Origin of the sequence: Dactylosporangium sp. NPDC005572 (assembly GCF_040605515.1) — a bacterium.
GTDB lineage: Bacteria > Actinomycetota > Actinomycetes > Mycobacteriales > Micromonosporaceae > Dactylosporangium.
Genome location: NZ_JBEXCY010000085.1, coordinates 1 through 18,007 on the forward strand (window position 1 = coordinate 1; position 18,007 = coordinate 18,007).

An 18,007-nucleotide genomic window follows, 5' to 3' on the forward strand; every position below is an offset into this window, starting at 1 on the left:
GAGGCCAAGAAGGCCGAGGACGTGATCAGCCAGCTGCCGACCGGTAACGGCGGGCTGACGGGAGCGACCGGCGACGGCGGCGCCGACACCGGACCGGCCTGCCCTGGCACGGCCGACACCGGACCGGCCGCGCCCGGCACGGCCGACATCGGAGCGGCCACAGTGGGCACTCCGGACACCGGCGCGGCGGGAATGCCGGATACCGGCGCACCCCACGGCGGCGGCTCGGAGACCCCCCACGGTGGCGGCCCGGAGACCGCCGCCGCCGGCGGCCCGGAAACGGCCGCGGCGGGCAGCCCGGACGACGGCGCGGGCAGCGGCCCGGGTACGAACCCGGCCGGCGGAGCGGTTCGGGCCGGCACGGTGACCGCGCCCTCGGCGACCAGAATCTCCGGCTGCTCGGTGACCGTCGCCGCGATCCCCAGCGTCCGGTGCAGCAGCGTGGAGACCAGCGGCATCCGGGTCGCGCCGCCGACCAGCAGCACGGCCGTCAGGTCGGCCGGGGTCGCGCCCGCCTCCCGGACGAGGCTCACGCTGAGGTCGACCGTCTGCTGCAGGAGCGGCCCGGCGGCCCGTTCGAGCGCCTCGCGGCTCACGTACGTGTCGCGCTCCACCAGCGGTACCGCCATCTCGGCGCTCGGCTGCCGGGACAGCTGCTCCTTCACCGTCCGGGCGTCGTCCCACAGCAGCCGGTGGTGGCGGCGATCGGGTGGGGTCTGCGGGTTGGTCAGCCGCGCCCACAGCGGCCGCTCCGCGGGGGCCAGCCCGGCCTCGACCTGGGCCACGACCATCGCGTCGATGTCCAGCCCGCCGAACCCGTCGAGGCCGCCGAGCGCGACCACGTCGAAGCCGTCGCCGGTCCGGCGCAGTATGGAGCAGTCGAAGGTGCCGGCGCCCAGGTCGTACACGAGCAGCAGCCGGCCGTCCGGCAGCGCGGCGACGTTGCCGGCGAAGTAGCGGCCGGCGGCGACCGGCTCGGGCAGCAGGGTCACGTTGCGCATGCCGGCCCGGGCCGCCGCGTCGAACAGGGTCGCCCGCCGGGGGCCGGCCCAGGACGCGGGACAGGTGAGCGTCGTCGCGACCGGTGCGCCGGCGCCCATGCGCTCGGCCTCGCGCTGCACGAGGCCGAGCGTGGCGGCGATCGCGTCGGCGACGGCGACGACGCGGTCGCCGAGCAGGACGTCACCGTCGTCGATGTGCCGCTTCGGGTTGGCGAGGAACCGCGCGGGGTCCAGCCGGACCGACGCCTGCGCGTCCCGCCCGGCGACGAGACGCCCGTCGGAGGAGGCGAAGATCCCGGACGGCACCAGCGCCGAGCCGTCGAACACCATCTGCCGGACCCGGCCGTCGGACCACCGGATCATCGCGATCGTGTTCGACGTCCCGTAGTCGACGCCGAGCCAGTAATCCGCCATGGCGCGATCGTAGGGGTGCACTCGCTGTGCACGCACCCAGCGACACGGCGCCGCGACGGTGACCGATCGACCGTTGACTGTGCGGGGAGCGGCCGTCAGGTCGCCGCGGGCCGGCCTCAGGCGGGCTCCCCCGCGAACACCTCCTCGACGAGGTCGCGGGGGATCCCGTGGGTGTCGTGCAGGTAGTGCAGGTCCTCCTCGGTGAGCGGGCCCCGGGCGAGCAGCCGCTCGACCAGCGGGCGGCCGCGGCGCAGCAGCGCGCCGAAGCGACGTTCCTCGTACACCAGGACATCCCGGACGTACTCCGGATCGACGCGCAGGCGGAACTGCTCGACCGTCGCCCCGATCGGGTCGATCGGCAGGTCGCCGAGCGAGCGCTTCGGGTCGTCCCGCCACAGCCGGGTCAGCACCCGGCGGACGAGGCGGCGCAGCACGTATCCGCGGCCGGTGTTCGACGGGTGCACGCCGTCGCCGACGACCACGACGGACGAGCGCAGGTGGTCGGCGACGACCCGGTCCGGGACGACCCGCGTCCACGGTTCGAACACGTCGATGTCGAACACCGACCGGCACCCCTGCAGGACCATGGCCATCCGTTCGAGGCCCATCCCGGTGTCCACACTGGACTGTCCGAGGGGCTCCGTGCCGCCGCTGTCGCTGCTGCGGTACCGCATCATGACGTGATTCCAGACCTCGACCCACCGGCGGTCGCTCGACGGCGTCCCGGTCGGCGGCCCCTCGCCGGTCCACACGAAGATCTCCGAATCCGGCCCGCACGGTCCGGTCGCCCCATTCGACCACCAGTTGTCCGCTTCGCCGAGGATCTCCGCCGGTACCCCCAGTTGCTCCCAGGTCCGCAGCGAGTTCTCGTCGCCGTCGAACACGGTGACGTGCAGCCGCTCGGGCGGCACGCCGAAGCCGTCGCGGAGGAGTTCGTAGCCCCAGCGCAGGCTCACCTCGCCCGGATAGTCACCGAGCGACCACGACCCGAGCATCTGGAACACGGTGAGGTGCGTGTCGTCGCCGACCTCGTCGAGGTCGGTCGTGCGCAGGCAGCGTTGCAGCCCCGCGAGCCGCCGCCCGAGCGGATGCGGCCGCCCCTCGAGGTACGGGGTGAGCGGGTGCATCCCCGCGCTGGTGAACAGCACCGGATCGCCGTCGGGCGTGATGAGCGTGGCGTCCCTGACGAGCGCGTGGCCACGCTCGCGGTAGAAGTCGAGGAAGGTGTCGACGATGCGCGCGGTGCTGGTCATCGGGGTGGTCCTCTCGGGAAGAGACCGGACCACGGCACGCACAGGACACAGAACAGCCGGCGAACCGTGTTCCGGTCGCCGGCTGAAGGAAGGCTTCAGATCAGGCAGCGGCGCCCGGCGAGCGGGAAGCTCGCGCGGCCGCGGCGGTGGTGCGCCTGAGATGCATGCGAGAAGTGTAGCGCACCGCGGCGTCCTCGACGCGGACTGCACCTACTCCGGCGCGAACGTGGAGAAGGTGGCCAGCTGAGCGGTCAGCTCCTCGGCGAACGCGTCCATCAGGGGTGAGCGGGGGCCGCGGCGGGTGGCGACGTACCAGGTCCGGGTCATGGGTTCGGCGCCGATCTGGACGAGCGCCAGGCGGTGGGAGTCGGCGTAGGGCGCGGCGACCCAGTTGGGCAGGATCGTCACGCCCTGGCCGCCGGCGACCATCTCGATGACCAGGTCGGTGATCACGGGCATGGTGGTGATGCGGGCCGGCCGGGCCTGCGGCGGCAGGGGCAGCGGCGTGGAGGGGATCCGGGTCTGGTCGTAGGCCTCGTAGAGGATCAGGTGCGCGTCGGTGAAGTCCGGCGCGGTCAGGTAGGGGCGCGCGGCCCAGGGGTGGTCGGCGGGGACCACGGCGACCATCTCGTCGTCGAAGGCGCGGGTCAGGTGCACCCGGTCCATCTCGCGGTCGGGCTTGGTGACCAGGGCGACGTCGATGCGGTCGGCGAGCAGCGCGGGGACGGGCGCGTCGTCGGGGACGGACTCGATGCGGACCTCGGCCTGCGGGTGGCGTTCGCGGAAGGCGCGGATGACCGGCGGCAGCCATTGGAAGGTGGTGCTGCACTGGGCGGCGAACCGGACCCGGCGGTCGTGGCCGTCGCGCAGCTCCTGCAGGTCGCGCATGGCCGAGCCGAGCTCGTCGAGGACGTGCTGCGCCGCGACCAGCATGCGCCGGCCGGCGGCGTTGGGGACGAGGCGGCGCCCGGTGCGGTCGAACAGCGGCATGCCGAGCCGGTCCTCCAGGCGGGTCAGGCGCTGGCTGAGTGCGGGCTGGCTGACGTACAGCCGTTCGGCCGCCGCGGTGAGCGACCCGGCGTCGGCGGTGGCGGCCAGCAGTTCGAGATCGCGCAGCTCAACGCTCATAACCTGACCTTATCGCAGGCTTCGAACTTCGACGTGGTGTTATCGGTTGACCGCTCCTAGCGTCGTGAGTGCACATACGAGCGTCTTTCGTTTTGAGGAGTGGTTGAGCGTGTCGACAAACATCACCGCGGTGGTCACGGGGGCGTCGAGCGGCATCGGGCTCGGCGTCGCCGAGGCGTTCCTGGCCCGCGGCGCCAATGTGGTGATCAACGGCCGTGACCCGGACCGGCTCGCCAAGGCCGCGGCCCGGCTCGGCCAGCCGGACCGGGTCGCCCAGGTGGCCGGCAGCATCGCCACCGCGTCCACCGGTGCGGCGCTCGTCCGGGCGGCGGTGGAGCGGTTCGGGGGCGTGGACGTGCTCGTGAACAACGCCGGCAGCTTCACGCCCAGGCCGTTCACCGAGGTCACGGAGGACGAACTGGACGGGTACCTGACGGGCAACCTGAAGGGGACGTACCTCACGACCCAGGCGGTCGTGCGCCGGATGCGGGAGCAGGGGCGCGGCGGCAGCATCGTCAACATCGGCACGGTGCTCGTCGACCACGCGGTCGCCGGCTTCACCGCCTCGGCGCCGTTGGTCAGCAAGGGCGGCGTGCACGCCCTGACGACCGCGCTCGCCGCGGAGCTCGCCGCCGACGGCATCCGCGTCAACCTCGTCGCCCCCGGCATCGTGCGCACCCCGCTGCACGCGGGCGCGGACGAGAACGCCCTCGGCGGGCTGGCGCTGCTGCAGCGCATCGGCGAGGTGGCCGAGGTCGCGGAGGCTGTGGTATACCTCGCGAGCGCGGAGTTCGTCACCGGTCACGCGCTGCGCGTGGACGGCGGTCACGTCACGGGTCGGCGGGGGTAGGCATGCCGTACGTCAATGTGAAGATCACCCGCGAGGGCGCCACGCCCGAGCAGAAGGCCGAAATCATCGCCGGGGTGACGGACCTGCTGGTCCGGGTGCTCAACAAGGACCCCGCCGCGACCTTCGTGGTCATCGACGAGGTCGAGCTGGAGGACTGGGGCGTCGGCGGCCTGCCGGTCGCCGAGTACCGGCGGCGGCAGTCCGGCCCCTCCGCCGGGAGCTCCAGCGAAGGGGCCGACTAGGGGTCAGCGACCGGCGGCCGGGTTGGCCACCTCGACCTGGTTGATCTGCTCGCCCGTCAGCACGTCGAAGGCGCGGACGATCGTGCGGTCCGGGTACACGGTGACCGTGAGCACCGATGGCGACTCGGGCCGGTCGGTGGCCGAGTCCTCGTCCCACGGGTCGTCCGGGCTCGGCGCGAACTCCATCGCCAGCGCGCCGGTGTTGACCGCCGTGTAGCCGTCCGGGTGGCCGCCCTGGGTGACCACCCGGGCGGCCCAGTCCCGGCGGTATGGCGACCAGTGCGTGTGGCCGCTGAGGAAGATCACGTTGGAGTACCGGCCGACGATCGCCTCCAGCTCGAAGTCGCGCGGGCCGTTTTCGTAGAAGTTGCCGTACGTGCCCGACACCGTCCACTCGAACGGGTAGTGGCGCATGACCAGGACCTGCTTGCGCTGGCCGGCCCAGTACGCGAGCCGAGCCGTCAGGAACGCCACCTGCGCGTCGCTGATGTCCTGCTTCGCCTCCTCGGCGACGCCGGCCTCCTCGCCGATCACGATCACCGGCACGCCGCCCACGACCTTCTCGTAGTACGGCTTGGTGATGCCGGCGCCCCACTTGTTGGCGAACGCGAGGAAGTTGTCCTGCTGCTGCTGGCGGGTCAGCACCCGGCTGCGCACGTCGTGGTTGCCGAGGGCGGGCAGCACCGTGGGCAGCCGGTGGCCGGCGAACGCGGCGCTCACGTCGTTGTACTCCTGGACCTGCTGCTCCTGGGTCTGGTCCCGCGGCCCGCTGATGATGTCGCCGGCGACCAGCAGCGCCTTCGCGCCCGGCGCCTGACGGCGCAGGAGCTCCAGGGCGCCGCCGGTGTACGGCAGGCCCTCCACCTGGATGTCGCTGAGCACCATGAACGTCGTGGGCTTGGCGCCACGGGGCAGCGCCGGCAGCGGCGTGCGGACCACGACGTCGTCGACGGCCCAGTACAGCTGCGGGCGGTTGCTGCTGTACCCGAACCGGAACACGGCGGTGCGGGCCTTGGCCGGCACGTCGACCCGGAGCACCTCCTGCCCGGAGATGACGTCGCCGCCGCCGTTCGCGCTGATCCGCGCCGCGGAGTACCGCAAAAGCTCCTGCTCCGCCCCGCCGTCGAACGCCACCGTCACGCGACCGACCGCCTTGTGCGCCTGCCGGTAGTGCGACGAGAAGACCAGCTCGACGGCGCGCTTGCCGCCGACCGGCACGCCGGGGCTGACGAGCGTGCTGTTGACCGGGTGGTCCCCGTCGACGGTGGCGCCCTTGGCCGCGGCCACACCGTTGTCGGCGACCGCGAGCACGCCGCGGGAGCGGGAGAACTGCTGGCGCTGGTCGAGGAAGCAGCGCTGGTCGAGCGGCCGGTTCTGCTCGGGGTCGCAGCCGACGCCGGCCGGGGCGGCCGCGGCGAACCAGTCGTCGCGCTGGGCGAAGGTCCAGCCGCGCCAGCCGGCCGGCGCACCGTCGGTCTGAATCTTCCAGGCGTTGCTGGCACCGTCGAAGTCACCGCGCCAGACGGTTTCCGGGCCACGAGCGGGCTCTCCTGCCTGCGCGGCGGAGGGCAGCAGGGCGATCACTGCGGCGGCAAGGATCAGCAGATGGCGTTTCATGGCCCCACCCTGCCGACATTGATCGACGTGCCGGTGAACGCGGCACTCAGGCCGGATGACCGGTCAGGCGGCTTCCGCGGTCGGCGTCGGGCACGCCAGGACCCGTATTCGGCGGCGCCGGCGGCACGGGCAGCTCAGTGAGCAGCCGCCGGGCCGTATGGTGCCGGACAGCGCGGACGCCGTCACGACGGCGCTCGCACCAAGGCGCCCGAGCTGGCCGACCTGACGGAGGTGACGTCATGACCGTGCCGTTACGTGACACGCCGCACGAGCCGGGCAAGCACCGGGGAAAGATCATCGCCGCCGGCATCGCGGCGCTGTTCTGCGCGACCGCCGCCGTCGTGCCCGGCCTGCACGTCGAGCCCCAGCCGGCGTCGGACGGCCCGGCCATCCCTCGCAGCGTCGAGCTTCCCTACTTTTGGCAGGCGACGGTCGACATGGCGCCGCCCGGCCCGGCCACCGTGCTGTTCGGCGGCGACAGCTGGGGGCTGACCAGCGACCCCTACCCCTTCGAGGAAGAGGGCGGCAAGCTCGCCGTCGTCGGCCGTAACGGCGCCTACCGCATGCTGCGCTATCCGGACGATAAGCTGCGCGCTGGACAGGATGTGCGGCTGTCGCCGGACGGCAACCTCGTCGCGCAGAGCATGCTGACCGGCGGGCCGGCCGGGTGGCTGGTGGTCACCGACCTGCGCACCGGCCGCAGCCGCGGCTACGGCGACGGGCCGCCGGCCTGCTGCTTCGAGGTCGCGGCGTGGCGACCGGACAGCGGCGCCGTCCTCGTACTGCACCGCAAAGACAGCGTCGTGCTGACGGGGGCCAACCAGGAACCCGGTATGCCGGCGCAGTACGTCCTGGTCGACCTGGCCTCCGGCGCGGAGGTCCCGGTCGACGACGTCTTCGTGCGAGACCCCGTCGCCTCGGCGTGGGTGGCGGCGTTCGCCCCAGACGGCCACGGGTTCGTCGCGACGAGGCCCGCCGCCAGCGGTACCGAGCTGCGTGGTTACGACGCCACCGGCCGGCGGCTGTGGACCCGCCACCTCGACGACCGGCAACGGCTGGCCGGCGCGGGCGCCTACACGCCGGACGGCTCGGCCGTGGCACTGCTGACCATCGACGGCTGTACAAACACGAAGGAGTGCGACCACGACCAGCTCGCCGCCCGGCGGTGGGGCGTCTCCTACGTGGACGCCGCCACCGGCGCGGACCGCGAAGGGCCAGCACTGCCCGCGGTGACCGGTCCAGCGGTGCGAGTGCTCGGCTGGAGCGGCGGCACCCTCGTCGTCGTGCAGTACGAGCTCGAGGACGAGACCCTGCTGGAACCGGACGAGACGGGCTGGTCGGAGACCCGGCACGTCCGCGTGCTGGCGCTGCAGCCGGACGGCGCCGTGAGCGTCGTGCTGGACCCGCCGGGCGACGTCAGCTCCATCGACATCGCGCAGTACCTGCTCCGCGACGGGCGGTTCGGCGGCCCGGTGCCCGACCCTGCGGCGCTGCCCGCCCGCTGGTCGGTGATCGCGCAGGCAGCGCTGTGCCTGCTGGTGCCGGCGACAGCCGCCGTCGTCGTGGTACTCCGGGCCGTCCGTCGGCGCCGCGTCGCCGCCCGGGCATAGCCGAAACCGCCGGCCGGGCGACGACACCTGGGGCGCCTACGGCAGCGCCTACCTGGAGCCGAAGGTGGGTCACTCGAAGAACTTCAGGCCGAAGCCGGTGTCCGTCGTGGCGCCGGGCACGTTGGCGCGGCTGTAGGTGACGCTGCCCCACCAGACGGCCGAGCCGATGTACCAGTAGCGGGCCGACCACGAGTACGGCGTGCCCTTGGCGACCGCGTGGTACATCGTCGGGAAGCGGTTGCCCGACGGCGGGCTGGTGGCGATGTCGCCGCGCTCCAGGACGAACGTGTTGTGGCCGGGGCCGTCGACGTACAGGGTCGGGTCCCAGCCGGGCATCATGTTCGGCGCGTACGAGCCGAACAGGCAGCCGTTGCTCTTGTACCAGTCCCACACGTACGTCGGGTCGCCGCCGGCCCGCAGGCGCAGCTCGGCCAGGCAGTACTTACTGCTCCAGCTGCCGTTCGCGGAGTACACCAGGTGCAGCCGGCCCTGGGGGTCGAGGAGCGGCTCGGGGGCCTCGTTGATGTACGGGTTGCCGACCACGCGCTCCCACGGCTCGCGGGGCTGCGAGATGACATACCGCCCGCCGGTGGTCGCCGTGGGGCTGCTCATCCGGGCGATGTACAGATTCTGCTCCACGTTGGTGTCTCCGGACCAGCCGGACCACACGAACCAGCGCTGCCCCTGGTACGTGAACGGTACGCCGTCGATGGCCCACTTGTCGGCGGGCAGGGCGACCTTGGTGGCGGCGCCGTAGCCGGTGTCGGGGCTGGTCGAGCTGATGTGGTACATCCGGTGAGCGGCGCTGCGGCCCGCGGAGAAGTAGATGTGGTAGCGGCCCTCGTGGTACACGATCTCGGGCGCCCAGACCTCGCCGAGGTTGCCGGTGTCGTTCCAGACCTGGCGCTTGGGCGCGGCGGCGATGCCGGCGAGGGTGGACGCGGTCCGCACCGCGACGCCGCCGTCGACCGACTTGGCCGCGACGTAGAGGCCGCCGACCTTGATGACGCTGGGATCGGCACCCCCGAGCGTGGTCGCGCCGGCGTTGGCGGTGCCGGCGATGGTGAACGTCGGCACCAGCGCGAGCGCACCGACGAGGGCGATGGTGGCGAGACCGGCACGCCGGACACGGGGCATGGTCGCACTCCTCAGGGGTTGGCGGACACCTCCGAGTCTCGCAAGAAATCGGCGACAGTCAATGGATTCCGGCGAAATAGTAAGGTTTCCTCAAAATTTCACCGCCTGCATACAGGCCGGGCCTGCGGGATGTCACCGCCGAGCCCTTCCGTCCACGACGGAACACGCTCCGAGCTGAGCACCCGGGCCGGCGTGATCGATCGGGGTCGTTGTCCCGCGGCGTCGGCTCTCGCGGCGTTAACGAAACGTTAGAGGCATCGGCGAGGTTACCTGCGGCCGGTGTGGTGCCGGCCGCAACCGGAAGGAGTGCACAGTCTTGACCAGGACGATGAACCGCCTCGGCGACCGGATGCTCTCGGCCCTGCTGCCCACCGCGAAGGCCTGCGTGAGCGAGCAGGCCGGCTACACCGGCGGCGCCGGCAGCCAGTACTTCCAGTACTACCAGTGCGGCGCCTACTGCCAGATCTGGCAGGGCGGCGTCGGCGGCCGGCTCACCAACAACTGAAAGGGCTGCTGCTGACCGCACCGCACCACGCCCCGAGCGCCCGCAGGGCCGGCACCCCCGGCCGTGCGGGCGCCTTGATCACTGCCCGTACGCTGCCGGCATGACAGCGACGGTCGGCGATGCGGTTCCCGCCGGGCGACCGCCGGGCTCGCCGCGCGGACGACGGGTCGTGGCGCTGCTCGGACTGGTCGCCGCCGGAGTGCTCCTCGGCGCGGGCGGTGGGTGGCTGGCGGACGATCCGCACGTGGCCCGCACCGAACGGCTCGCGTCCACTGCCTGGACTGAAGCCGGTGGCGCCAGCTGGCTCATCGACTGATGGACGGGGACCGAAGGGCGCCCCGGCGCCGTAACTGTGGCGCACTTGGCTGTTCCGGGTCTTGTGAGACACCGGGGCTGTTCGGTTAGGGTGGCCATCCACGGCAGTGGGACAGTTGTCCCACATTTCGGGCCAGCGTTGTCCCGTCGCGTTCCGGATGCACCGCCACGCAACGGAGGCCAGTCATGCCCGATCCGATGGGATTCATGAAGTACCGCCGGCAGCTGCCGCTGCTGCGTCCGGTACCGGAGCGGGTCGCCGACTGGCGCGACGTCTACCAGCGGGTCGACGGCCAGATGATCCACGAGCAGGCCAGCCGGTGCATGAACTGCGGCGTGCCGTACTGCCACAACGGCTGTCCGCTGGGCAACCTCATCCCGGACTGGAACGACCTGGTGCGGGTCGGCGACTGGGAGCGCGCCGCGGAGACGTTGCACGCGACGAACAACTTTCCCGAGTTCACCGGGCGCCTCTGCCCGGCACCGTGCGAGGCGGCCTGCGTCCTGGGCATCGGTGACGACCCGGTCACGATCAAGCAGGTCGAGGTCGAGATCATCAACCGGGTCACCGACGGCGGGCCGCTGCGGCCCTTCGCGGTCGCGACGCCGTCCGGTCGCAGCGTGGCGGTGGTCGGCTCCGGGCCGGCCGGCCTGGCCGCCGCGCAGCAGCTGGCGCGCGCCGGGCACGCGACGACCGTGTACGAGCGCAGCGACGCGGTCGGCGGCCTGCTGCGCTACGGCATCCCGGACTTCAAGCTGGAGAAGCGCCACATCGACCGGCGAGCCGACCAGCTCGCCGCCGAGGGTGTGTCGTTCGTCACCGGCTGCGAGGTCGGTGTCGACGTCTCGCTGGCCGAGCTGCGGGAGCGGTACGACGCCGTCGTCCTGGCCTGCGGCGCGCTCGACCCGCGCGACGTGCCGACCACGCCCGGGCGCGAGCTCAGCGGCATCCACCAGGCGATGGTGTACCTGGAGGGGGCGAACCGGGTCGTCGCCGGCTCGCTGGACGCGCCGCCGATCGACGCGGCCGGCCTGAACGTGATCGTCGTGGGCGGCGGCGACACGGCCGCGGACTGCCTCGGCACCGCGCACCGGCAGGGTGCGGCCAGCGTGCAGCTGGTGGAGGTGGCGCCGCTGCCGCCGCCGCTGCGGGACGGCGGCCGCGACCCGTGGCCGACCTGGCCGACCATGCTGCGCAGCGGCTCGGCGCACGAGGAGGGCGGCGATCGCAACTTCGGCTGCGCGGTGCGCCGCTTCATCGGCGACGACGAGGGGCGGCTGCGCGCGGTCGAGCTGGTGGACGTCCTGATCGGCCCCGGCTTCACGCTGAGCGAGGTCGAGGGCACGGTCCGCGAGGTGCCGGCCGACCTGGCCCTGCTCGCGATCGGCTTCGGCGGTACGCTGCCCGGCCCGCACCTGGCCCAGGCGAAGCTCACCCGCAACGGCCGCGGCACGATCGACGCCGGCGCCGACTGGCAGACCGAGGCGCCGGGCGTCTTCGTGGCCGGCGACGCCCGCCGGGGACCGTCGCTGATCGTCTGGGCGATCGCGGAGGGCCGGTCGGTCGCCGCGGCGGTCCACGAGTACCTGGGGGGCGGCGGACGGCTGCCCGCCCCGGTCACCCCGGCCTCGGTGCCGCTCAGCGCGAGGTAGGCCCGGCGCCCGCCGTCAGTGGTAGAAGCAGACCAGGTCCATGTCGTCCTGGCGGCACACCTGCAGCCAGGACCGCACCTGCCGGACGGCCTCCACGACCTGCCGATCGTCGATCCCGGCGAGGTCGACACCGTTCAGCCGGTCGAGGTGCGACTGCAGGGTGTCGCGGGTGATGTGGCCCATGGCGGGGAAGTCGTCCGGCGCGGGGACGTCGACGCCGGGCCCGCCGGCGACGAGGTCGGCGAAGGCGTAGCTGACGCCCGCCCGGGCGACGGTGCCGGAGACGGTGTCGAACCAGCCGTACCGCATCCCCGACCACCCGTCGTTCGGCATGGGCGCGCCCCAGAGCTCGCACAGCGTCTTCACGCAGTACCCGTACACGTGGGCGTCCGCGTCGGCGTGGGGGCGGCCGAGCATGAGGTCGGCCAGGAAGTCGGCCGCCGGTCGCGCCGTGCCGAACCACTGGTCGAGGTCGGTGAGGTCGGCCCGGCAGCGGTCGCGGACAAAGGCGAAGAGCGCTTCGTCGCGGACCGCCAGCACGTCGTTCAACGCGTCGAGACGGATCTTGTACGGCATGATCGCGTAGCTCAAAACGCGTTCTCCCACTCGAGACGGTCCAGCCGGGTCCGGTCGTCGTGGACCCAGTCCCAGATCAGGTCGACGACCGCGCCGGGTGCGTCCACCGTGGTGGACACGACGTCGGCCCCGGCCCCGTCCCGGTACTGCAGGGTGAAGTCGGCCGGCGCGTTGCGGTAGGTCTGGATGAACCGCAGGTCGTCGTCGGTCCGGCCCACGATCAGGAACGGGTTGGACCCGTGCAGCGCGTGCACCCACAGGTCCAGCATCGACCTGGTGAGGAACGGCACCGCGAGATCGTCGCCGCCGACGTCCAACCGCACGTTCGCCCGGTCCGGCAGCTGTTCACTGCGCTCGATCACAGCGAGCACAGTACTGCCCGGGCGGCTCTTCCGGTGAGCCCGCCCCGACCGGCAGACTCGGCAGCGTGGCAGGTGACGGCAGCGCCGGCGACGCTGCGGTCGACCCGGACCTCCTGCGCGGGTTCACGATCGCCGTGATCGGTCATCGTCGCCGGCACCGCGTCGCCGACCTGCTCGAACTGCACGGCGCCCGGACCGTGTCGATCCAGGGCGTCCGCGCGGTGCCGCAGCCGGACCTGGCGGCGCTGCAAAGGGCGACGGCCGCGTGCCTCGACGCGCCGCTCGACGACGTGGTGGTCTCATCGGCCGCCGGGGCACGGGTCTGGCTGCGGGCGGCGCCCGACCGGGGCCGGCTGCTCGCGGCCCTGGGCTCCGCCCGCCTGCTGGCCGCGGACGCCCGCACCGCCGACGCGTTGCGGGCCGAGGGCCTGCGCGACGTGCTGTCGACCTCGGCCGGCACCGTCGGCGGCCTGTTCCGGTACGTGCTGGCCAACCGGGCCGACGGGCGGCGGTTCGCGGTCCAGCTCGACACGCCGGAGCAGGCGGAGTACTGCCGGATGCTGCGCATGCGCGGCGCCGACGTGGTCGAGGTGCCCGTGTATGTCACCGAACCGCCCAACGACATCGTCGGCCTGCGGCGGGTCGTCGAGCTGATGGGACGCCGCCAGGTCGACGCGGTCGCCTGGCTCGACCCGGTCGCGGCCGGCCACGTCCTGCGCTTCGCCGACGACCACGGGCGGCTGCCGGCCGTGGTCGCCCAGCTCGGTACCCACGTCCCGACCATCTCCCGCGGCCCGCTCGGCGCCGAGGTGCTGCGCCGCCACGCCGTGGAGCCGGCGACCCCGGCGATGCCGTTCGACGAGGAGACGGCCGCCTGGCTGGCCCGGTCGGTCCTGGACCGGGCCGTGCACGCCACCGTCGCCGGTCACGTGCTGGAGGTGCGCGGCCACGCGGCGCTGCTGGACGGCACGCTGTACCCGATCCAGCAGGGGCCCGTCGAGGTGCTGCGGATCCTGGCCGCCGAGCCGGGCAAGGTGGTCTCCAGCGCGGACATCCGGCGGCTGCTGCCCAGCCTGGCCGACGTCGACGACCACGCGATCGAGATGGCGGTGTCCCGGCTGCGGCGCGCGCTTCCCGGCCTCGACCTGGTGCAGACGGTGATCAAGCGGGGGTACCGGCTGGCCGCCTGAGACGGGACCGGGCCCGCCGGCCCGGTTGCTGATCTTGTGAGACGACTTGCAACACGGTCACACGTGGCGGCCGTGTCTGGTGTGCACGGGCCGGGGGCGCCAACACTCGACTGGACGCCGTCGAACGCAACCGGAGTAGGCCGATGAGGGACAGCAGTGTGCTCGTGCGCGACGCCGGCCCGCTCACCGCGGCCGAGCCGGCGATCAACCGGATTCCCGCGATGCTCGTCGGGCAGCCCGGCCGGCCGGTCCTCGCCGTCCGGGGCCAGCAGGTCCCGGCGCGGGCCCTGGTGCGGCGCCGCCCGATGCTGCGCCGCTACCTGGGCCGGCCCGTCATCGTCGGGGTCCAGCCGGAGGACGTGCAGGACGCCGTCGTGCGGCGGCCCGGTCCGGCCGGATCGGCGGCGCTGGTGCTGCACGGCACGGTGCGCGACGTCCGCGTCGCGGGCGCGCTGCGGATCGTCCGGCTGGAGCTGGCCGACGGCGAGGGCTTCGCGGAGCCGGCGCCCGTCGTGGTGGCGCTGCTGAGCGGCGGCTCGGTGGCCGGCGCCGGCGACCCGATCATGCTCGCGATCGACATGGGCCACCTGATGGTGTTCGACGCCCAGAGCGGCCTGAGTCTGTGGTGAGGCTGCGGTGAGGCACTGGAGGCGCTGGAGGCACTGGAGGCACGGCCGGGTCGCCGGGCTCCTGTGCGCCATCCTCGTGCTGACCGGCTGCGGTCCCGCCGACGGGCCGGCCAAGCCATACGCCGGGCAGTCGGTGGAGGTCGCCGGCACCTGGACCGGCGCGGAGCAGGCGAACTTCGAGCGGGTGCTGCGGGCGTTCGGCACGCGGACCGGGGCGAAGGTGCGGTACACCTCCGGGGGCAGTGACCTCGACGTCCTGGTCGCCGGGCGGATCCGCGGCGGGACGCCGTTCGACGTCGCCATGATCCCGCAGCCGGGCGTCATCGCGCGGTACGCGTCCACCGGCGCCGCGAAACCGGTCACCGGCGTGGCCGAGCAGGCGGTCCGCGCGCACTTCTCGCCGCAGTGGCAGCGGTTCGGCACCGTCGACGGCCGCCTCTACGGGGTGTACTTCAAGGCCGCGAACAAGTCGGTGATCTGGTACCGCAGCGACGCGTTCACCGCGGCGGGCGTGACGCCACCCGTGACGCTCGCCGAGCTGACCACCGTGTCGCGGACGCTCGTCGACTCCGGCACGACGGCGATGGCGGTGCCCGGCGCCGACGGCTGGCCGCTCACCGACTGGTTCGAGAACCTCTATCTGCAGCTCGCCGGCGCCGAGGCGTACGACCGCCTGGCCGCGCGAGGTGTGCCGTGGACCGATCCGACGGTCGTGGAGACGCTGCGCGCCATGGGTCAGTACTGGGTCTCGCCCCGGTTCCTGCAGGGCGGCCCCGACGGCGCGCTGCAGACCACGTTCACCCAGTCCGTCGCCGACGTGTTCGGGCGCCGGCCCCGCGCCGGCATGCTGTACGAGGGAGACTTCGTCACCACCGAGATCGCCAAGCTCGGCTCGTACCGGGTCGGTGAGGGCGCACGGTACTTCGCCTGGCCGTCCGTGGACGGCACCACCGGCGCGGTCGTCGCGGGCGGGGACGCCGCCGTCGCCTTCACCGACCGGCCGGTGACAATGGCGTTGATGGCATACCTCGCCTCGCCGGAGGCCGCCGAGATCATGGCCCGCAGCGGCGGCTTCCTGTCGGTCAACGTCGACCTGGACCCCACCGTCTATCCGGACGCGACCACCCGGGCGCTCGCCGACAGCCTGCTGCACGCGACGACGCTGCGGTTCGACCTCTCGGACCTGACCCCGGCCGGGTTCGGCGGCGGCAACGGGGCGAGCATGTGGCGGCTGCTGCAGGAGTACCTGGCCGCGCCGACGACCGATCCGGCCGCCGTCGCGGCCCGGCTGGAGACCGCCGCCGCCGGCGCGTACAGGACCGCGTGATGACCCGCACCACCCGGGCCGTCTGGCTGCTCGCACCGGCCGCGCTCCTCGTCGCCACGCTCGTCGTGTACCCGATCGGGCACACGGTGTGGTGGAGCTTCCACGACGCGGACGGCCGCGCCCTCGTCGGCCCGGCCAACTACGTCGACCTCGTCACCACGCCGCACATCCGCCGGGCGCTGCTCAACAACGCCGTCTGGATCCTCGTCGCGCCCAACCTCGTCACCGCGATCGGGCTGCTGGTGGCGGTGCTCGCCCAGCGGGTCCGCCGGGCCGCCGCGATCCGGGTCGTGCTGTTCATGCCGATGGCCATCTCGCTGGTCAGCGCCGGGATCACGTTCCGGCTCGTGTACGACGCGAGTCCCGACCGGGGCATCCTCAACGCGGCCGTCGTCGGCGTCCACGACGCCTTCGTGCGGCCGTCGCCGTACCCCGGCGCGCGGCCCCGGGAGGGCCAGGGACTGGTCGAGACCGGCGGCGCGCTGCAGACCACCCGGACCGTCGCCGGTGGCGAGACGGTCCTGCTGCCGCTGCTCGGCCTCGCACCCGCGCAGCTGCCGGAGTCGGCGCGCCCGGCCGCCGTCCCGGCCGGCGCAGGGGCGGGAGTCCGCGGCGTGGTCTGGTCCGACTTCACCGCGACCGGCGGCCGGCCGGGCGTCGTCGACGCCCGGGAGCTCGGCCTGCCGGAGGTCGAGGTGGAGGTGCTCCACGACGGCGCGGTCGTCGCCCGCACGCGCACCGCGGCCGACGGCACGTTCCAGCTACCGCAGCTGACCGGTCAGGGCTACGTCGTGCGGCTCGCGGCCGGCAACTTCACCGAGCCGTTCGCCGGCCTGACCTGGCTCGGGCCCTCGCTCGTCACCCCGGCGATGATCGGCGTGTACATCTGGATCTGGGCCGGGTTCGCGATGGTGCTCATCACGGTCGCCGCGGCGGCGATCCCCCGGGAGACCCTCGAGGCCGCCCGGGTCGACGGCGCCGGTGAGTGGCAGATCCTGCGGCGGGTGACGGTCCCGCTGATGCGCCCGACCATCGTGGTCGTGCTGCTGACCCTGACGGTCAACGTGCTCAAGGTGTTCGACCTCGTGCTGGTCGTCGCCCCGGAGTCGGCGCAGGGCCCGGCGTCGGTGCTCGCGCTGGAGATGTGGCGCTCGTCGTTCACCGACATCGGGCGGGGCAGCGCCCTCGGCGTGCTGCTGCTCGTCCTCGCCCTGCCCGGTGTGCTGTTCAACATCCATCGCCTGCGCAGGAGCGAGCGATGAGCATCTTCGCCCCGGTCTCGGTGCCGGAACTGCAGCCCGCCGGTACCGAACCCGACCCCCGGCCCCGGGTGAGCCTCGCCGTGCGGGCCGTGCGGCGGCTGGGCCGGGGCACCGTCCAGGTGGCGCTCGTCGCCATCGGACTGTGGTGGCTGGTGCCGACGATCGGCCTGGCCGTCACCAGCCTGCGCGGCCCGGCCGACACGAGCGACACCCCCTGGTGGTCGGTCCTGACCGCGCCGACCCAGCTCACGCTGCGCAACTACGAGGGTCTGGTGGCCGACGGCCGGATCGTCCACGCCCTGTGGAACACCGTGCTCATCTCGGTGCCGGCGACGGTGCTGGTGGTGGCGATCGCCGCCGCGGCCGCCTACCCGCTGGCCTGGCTGGAGTTCCGCGGCCGCCACGCGCTGACGCTGGTCATGGCCGGGCTCATCGCGGTACCGGTGCAGACGGCGATCATCCCCGACGCGCAGCTGTTCCGGATGCTCGGGCTCTCCGGCACCATCCCCGCGGTGGTGGCCTTCCACGTCGCGTTCGGGCTGCCGTTCGCCGTCTTCCTGCTGCGCAACTTCTTCGTGGGCATCCCGGCGGACTTCATCGAGGCCGCGCGGATGGACGGCGGGAGCGAGCTCGCGATCTTCTGGCGCATCGTGCTGCCCCTGGGCCGGCCGGCGCTGGCCTCGCTGGCGGTCTTCCAGTTCGTCTGGGTGTGGAACGACCTCGTCGTGGCGCTCGTCTTCGCCCGCTCGGACAACGCGCCGATCACCTCCGTGCTGCAGGAGCAGATGCGCTCGTTCCCCTCCAACATCGACGTGGTCGCACCCGGCGCGCTCGTGTCGATGGCCGTCCCGCTGCTGGTGTTCTTCCTGTTCCAACGGTTCTTCGTCAACAGCATGCTCGCCGGCTCGGTCCGGTAGCAGCACTCCCCCGCCACCC

At 73.1% G+C, this 18,007-nt stretch carries 18 protein-coding genes; 11 read left to right on the forward strand and 7 right to left on the reverse strand.

What is annotated here, in order from left to right; all coding sequences use genetic code 11:
- From ABZS66_RS32625 to ABZS66_RS32635, 3 genes are all read right to left on the reverse strand, one after another.
- Positions 1–1,415 (reverse strand): Hsp70 family protein (locus ABZS66_RS32625; RefSeq protein WP_354764437.1); only part of this gene is annotated, 1,415 nt, incomplete at its 3' end.
- Positions 1,416–1,531: 116 nt separating this feature from the next.
- Positions 1,532–2,668, reverse strand: coding sequence for an alanine--tRNA ligase-related protein (locus ABZS66_RS32630; RefSeq protein WP_354764439.1), 1,137 nt, complete (start codon positions 2,666–2,668; stop codon positions 1,532–1,534).
- Positions 2,669–2,878: 210 nt separating this feature from the next.
- On the reverse strand, positions 2,879–3,796 hold the full coding sequence (locus ABZS66_RS32635; RefSeq protein WP_354764441.1) for a LysR family transcriptional regulator: 918 nt from the start codon (positions 3,794–3,796) through the stop codon (positions 2,879–2,881).
- A gap of 109 nt (positions 3,797–3,905) precedes the next feature.
- Between ABZS66_RS32635 and ABZS66_RS32640 the strand changes: the two genes are divergently transcribed.
- Both ABZS66_RS32640 and ABZS66_RS32645 read left to right on the forward strand, forming a co-directional pair.
- Positions 3,906–4,646: an SDR family oxidoreductase gene (locus ABZS66_RS32640; protein ID WP_354764443.1), complete on the forward strand. Its 741-nt coding sequence runs from the start codon at positions 3,906–3,908 to the stop codon at positions 4,644–4,646.
- 2 nt (positions 4,647–4,648) lie between these two features.
- Positions 4,649–4,888, forward strand: coding sequence for a 4-oxalocrotonate tautomerase family protein (locus ABZS66_RS32645; protein ID WP_354764445.1), 240 nt, complete (start codon positions 4,649–4,651; stop codon positions 4,886–4,888).
- Positions 4,889–4,891: 3 nt separating this feature from the next.
- On the opposite strand, the gene ABZS66_RS32650 is transcribed toward ABZS66_RS32645, so the two are convergent.
- Positions 4,892–6,505: a metallophosphoesterase gene (locus ABZS66_RS32650; protein ID WP_354764447.1), complete on the reverse strand. Its 1,614-nt coding sequence runs from the start codon at positions 6,503–6,505 to the stop codon at positions 4,892–4,894.
- Between the two features lie 239 nt (positions 6,506–6,744).
- Here ABZS66_RS32650 and ABZS66_RS32655 point away from each other — a divergent pair, with 239 nt between their 5' ends.
- Positions 6,745–8,115: a hypothetical protein gene (locus tag ABZS66_RS32655; protein ID WP_354764448.1), complete on the forward strand. Its 1,371-nt coding sequence runs from the start codon at positions 6,745–6,747 to the stop codon at positions 8,113–8,115.
- Positions 8,116–8,184: 69 nt separating this feature from the next.
- Here the strand turns inward: ABZS66_RS32655 and ABZS66_RS32660 are convergent, their stop codons facing one another.
- The gene (locus ABZS66_RS32660) at positions 8,185–9,252 is read right to left on the reverse strand and encodes a glycoside hydrolase family 43 protein (protein WP_354764450.1); all 1,068 of its coding nucleotides are present in this window, start codon (positions 9,250–9,252) and stop codon (positions 8,185–8,187) included.
- A 316-nt stretch (positions 9,253–9,568) separates the two neighbouring features.
- Here ABZS66_RS32660 and ABZS66_RS32665 point away from each other — a divergent pair, with 316 nt between their 5' ends.
- The 3 genes from ABZS66_RS32665 (at position 9,569) to ABZS66_RS32675 (ending at position 11,725) form a co-directional block, all read left to right on the forward strand.
- Positions 9,569–9,757 carry a hypothetical protein gene (locus tag ABZS66_RS32665; protein ID WP_354764452.1) on the forward strand — a complete coding sequence of 63 codons (189 nt, stop codon included), beginning with the start codon at positions 9,569–9,571 and terminating at the stop codon, positions 9,755–9,757.
- A 100-nt stretch (positions 9,758–9,857) separates the two neighbouring features.
- Positions 9,858–10,073: a hypothetical protein gene (locus ABZS66_RS32670; RefSeq protein WP_354764454.1), complete on the forward strand. Its 216-nt coding sequence runs from the start codon at positions 9,858–9,860 to the stop codon at positions 10,071–10,073.
- Positions 10,074–10,258: 185 nt separating this feature from the next.
- Positions 10,259–11,725 (forward strand): glutamate synthase subunit beta, encoded by a 1,467-nt coding sequence (locus ABZS66_RS32675; protein WP_354764456.1) that lies wholly within the window; start codon positions 10,259–10,261, stop codon positions 11,723–11,725.
- Between the two features lie 15 nt (positions 11,726–11,740).
- Here ABZS66_RS32675 and ABZS66_RS32680 read toward each other — a convergent pair whose 3' ends face one another.
- Both ABZS66_RS32680 and ABZS66_RS32685 read right to left on the reverse strand, forming a co-directional pair.
- Positions 11,741–12,316, reverse strand: a complete 576-nt coding sequence (locus ABZS66_RS32680) for a hypothetical protein (protein ID WP_354764458.1) — start codon at positions 12,314–12,316, stop codon at positions 11,741–11,743.
- A complete protein-coding gene (locus ABZS66_RS32685; RefSeq protein WP_354764460.1) occupies positions 12,313–12,663 on the reverse strand; it encodes a hypothetical protein in 351 nt (116 codons plus the stop codon). The genes ABZS66_RS32680 and ABZS66_RS32685 overlap by 4 nt, the downstream gene beginning before the upstream one ends.
- Positions 12,664–12,728: 65 nt before the next feature.
- On the opposite strand from ABZS66_RS32685, the gene ABZS66_RS32690 reads away from it, so the two are divergent.
- From ABZS66_RS32690 to ABZS66_RS32710, 5 genes are all read left to right on the forward strand, one after another.
- Positions 12,729–13,853 carry a uroporphyrinogen-III synthase gene (locus ABZS66_RS32690; protein WP_354764462.1) on the forward strand — a complete coding sequence of 375 codons (1,125 nt, stop codon included), beginning with the start codon at positions 12,729–12,731 and terminating at the stop codon, positions 13,851–13,853.
- 143 nt (positions 13,854–13,996) lie between these two features.
- Positions 13,997–14,482 carry a TOBE domain-containing protein gene (locus ABZS66_RS32695; RefSeq protein WP_354764464.1) on the forward strand — a complete coding sequence of 162 codons (486 nt, stop codon included), beginning with the start codon at positions 13,997–13,999 and terminating at the stop codon, positions 14,480–14,482.
- Positions 14,483–14,489: 7 nt separating this feature from the next.
- Positions 14,490–15,809: an ABC transporter substrate-binding protein gene (locus tag ABZS66_RS32700; protein WP_354764466.1), complete on the forward strand. Its 1,320-nt coding sequence runs from the start codon at positions 14,490–14,492 to the stop codon at positions 15,807–15,809.
- On the forward strand, positions 15,809–17,071 hold the full coding sequence (locus ABZS66_RS32705; RefSeq protein WP_354764468.1) for a sugar ABC transporter permease: 1,263 nt from the start codon (positions 15,809–15,811) through the stop codon (positions 17,069–17,071). Before ABZS66_RS32700 ends, ABZS66_RS32705 begins: the two co-directional genes overlap by 1 nt.
- Positions 17,068–17,988, forward strand: a complete 921-nt coding sequence (locus ABZS66_RS32710) for a carbohydrate ABC transporter permease (RefSeq protein ID WP_354764470.1) — start codon at positions 17,068–17,070, stop codon at positions 17,986–17,988. Before ABZS66_RS32705 ends, ABZS66_RS32710 begins: the two co-directional genes overlap by 4 nt.
- Positions 17,989–18,007 lie beyond the last annotated feature (19 nt).

What these genes read in the sequence shown, in the direction of transcription:
- ABZS66_RS32675 (WP_354764456.1), top strand. Translation starts at nt 10,259, where the DNA reads ATGCCCGATCCGATGGGATTCATGAAGTACCGCCGGCAGCTGCCGCTG.
- ABZS66_RS32655 (WP_354764448.1), top strand. Translation starts at nt 6,745, where the DNA reads ATGACCGTGCCGTTACGTGACACGCCGCACGAGCCGGGCAAGCACCGG.
- ABZS66_RS32635 (WP_354764441.1), bottom strand. Translation starts at nt 3,796, where the DNA reads ATGAGCGTTGAGCTGCGCGATCTCGAACTGCTGGCCGCCACCGCCGAC.
- ABZS66_RS32710 (WP_354764470.1), top strand. Translation starts at nt 17,068, where the DNA reads ATGAGCATCTTCGCCCCGGTCTCGGTGCCGGAACTGCAGCCCGCCGGT.
- ABZS66_RS32650 (WP_354764447.1), bottom strand. Translation starts at nt 6,505, where the DNA reads ATGAAACGCCATCTGCTGATCCTTGCCGCCGCAGTGATCGCCCTGCTG.
- ABZS66_RS32660 (WP_354764450.1), bottom strand. Translation starts at nt 9,252, where the DNA reads ATGCCCCGTGTCCGGCGTGCCGGTCTCGCCACCATCGCCCTCGTCGGT.
- ABZS66_RS32645 (WP_354764445.1), top strand. Translation starts at nt 4,649, where the DNA reads ATGCCGTACGTCAATGTGAAGATCACCCGCGAGGGCGCCACGCCCGAG.
- ABZS66_RS32695 (WP_354764464.1), top strand. Translation starts at nt 13,997, where the DNA reads ATGAGGGACAGCAGTGTGCTCGTGCGCGACGCCGGCCCGCTCACCGCG.
- ABZS66_RS32705 (WP_354764468.1), top strand. Translation starts at nt 15,809, where the DNA reads ATGACCCGCACCACCCGGGCCGTCTGGCTGCTCGCACCGGCCGCGCTC.
- ABZS66_RS32630 (WP_354764439.1), bottom strand. Translation starts at nt 2,668, where the DNA reads ATGACCAGCACCGCGCGCATCGTCGACACCTTCCTCGACTTCTACCGC.
- ABZS66_RS32670 (WP_354764454.1), top strand. Translation starts at nt 9,858, where the DNA reads ATGACAGCGACGGTCGGCGATGCGGTTCCCGCCGGGCGACCGCCGGGC.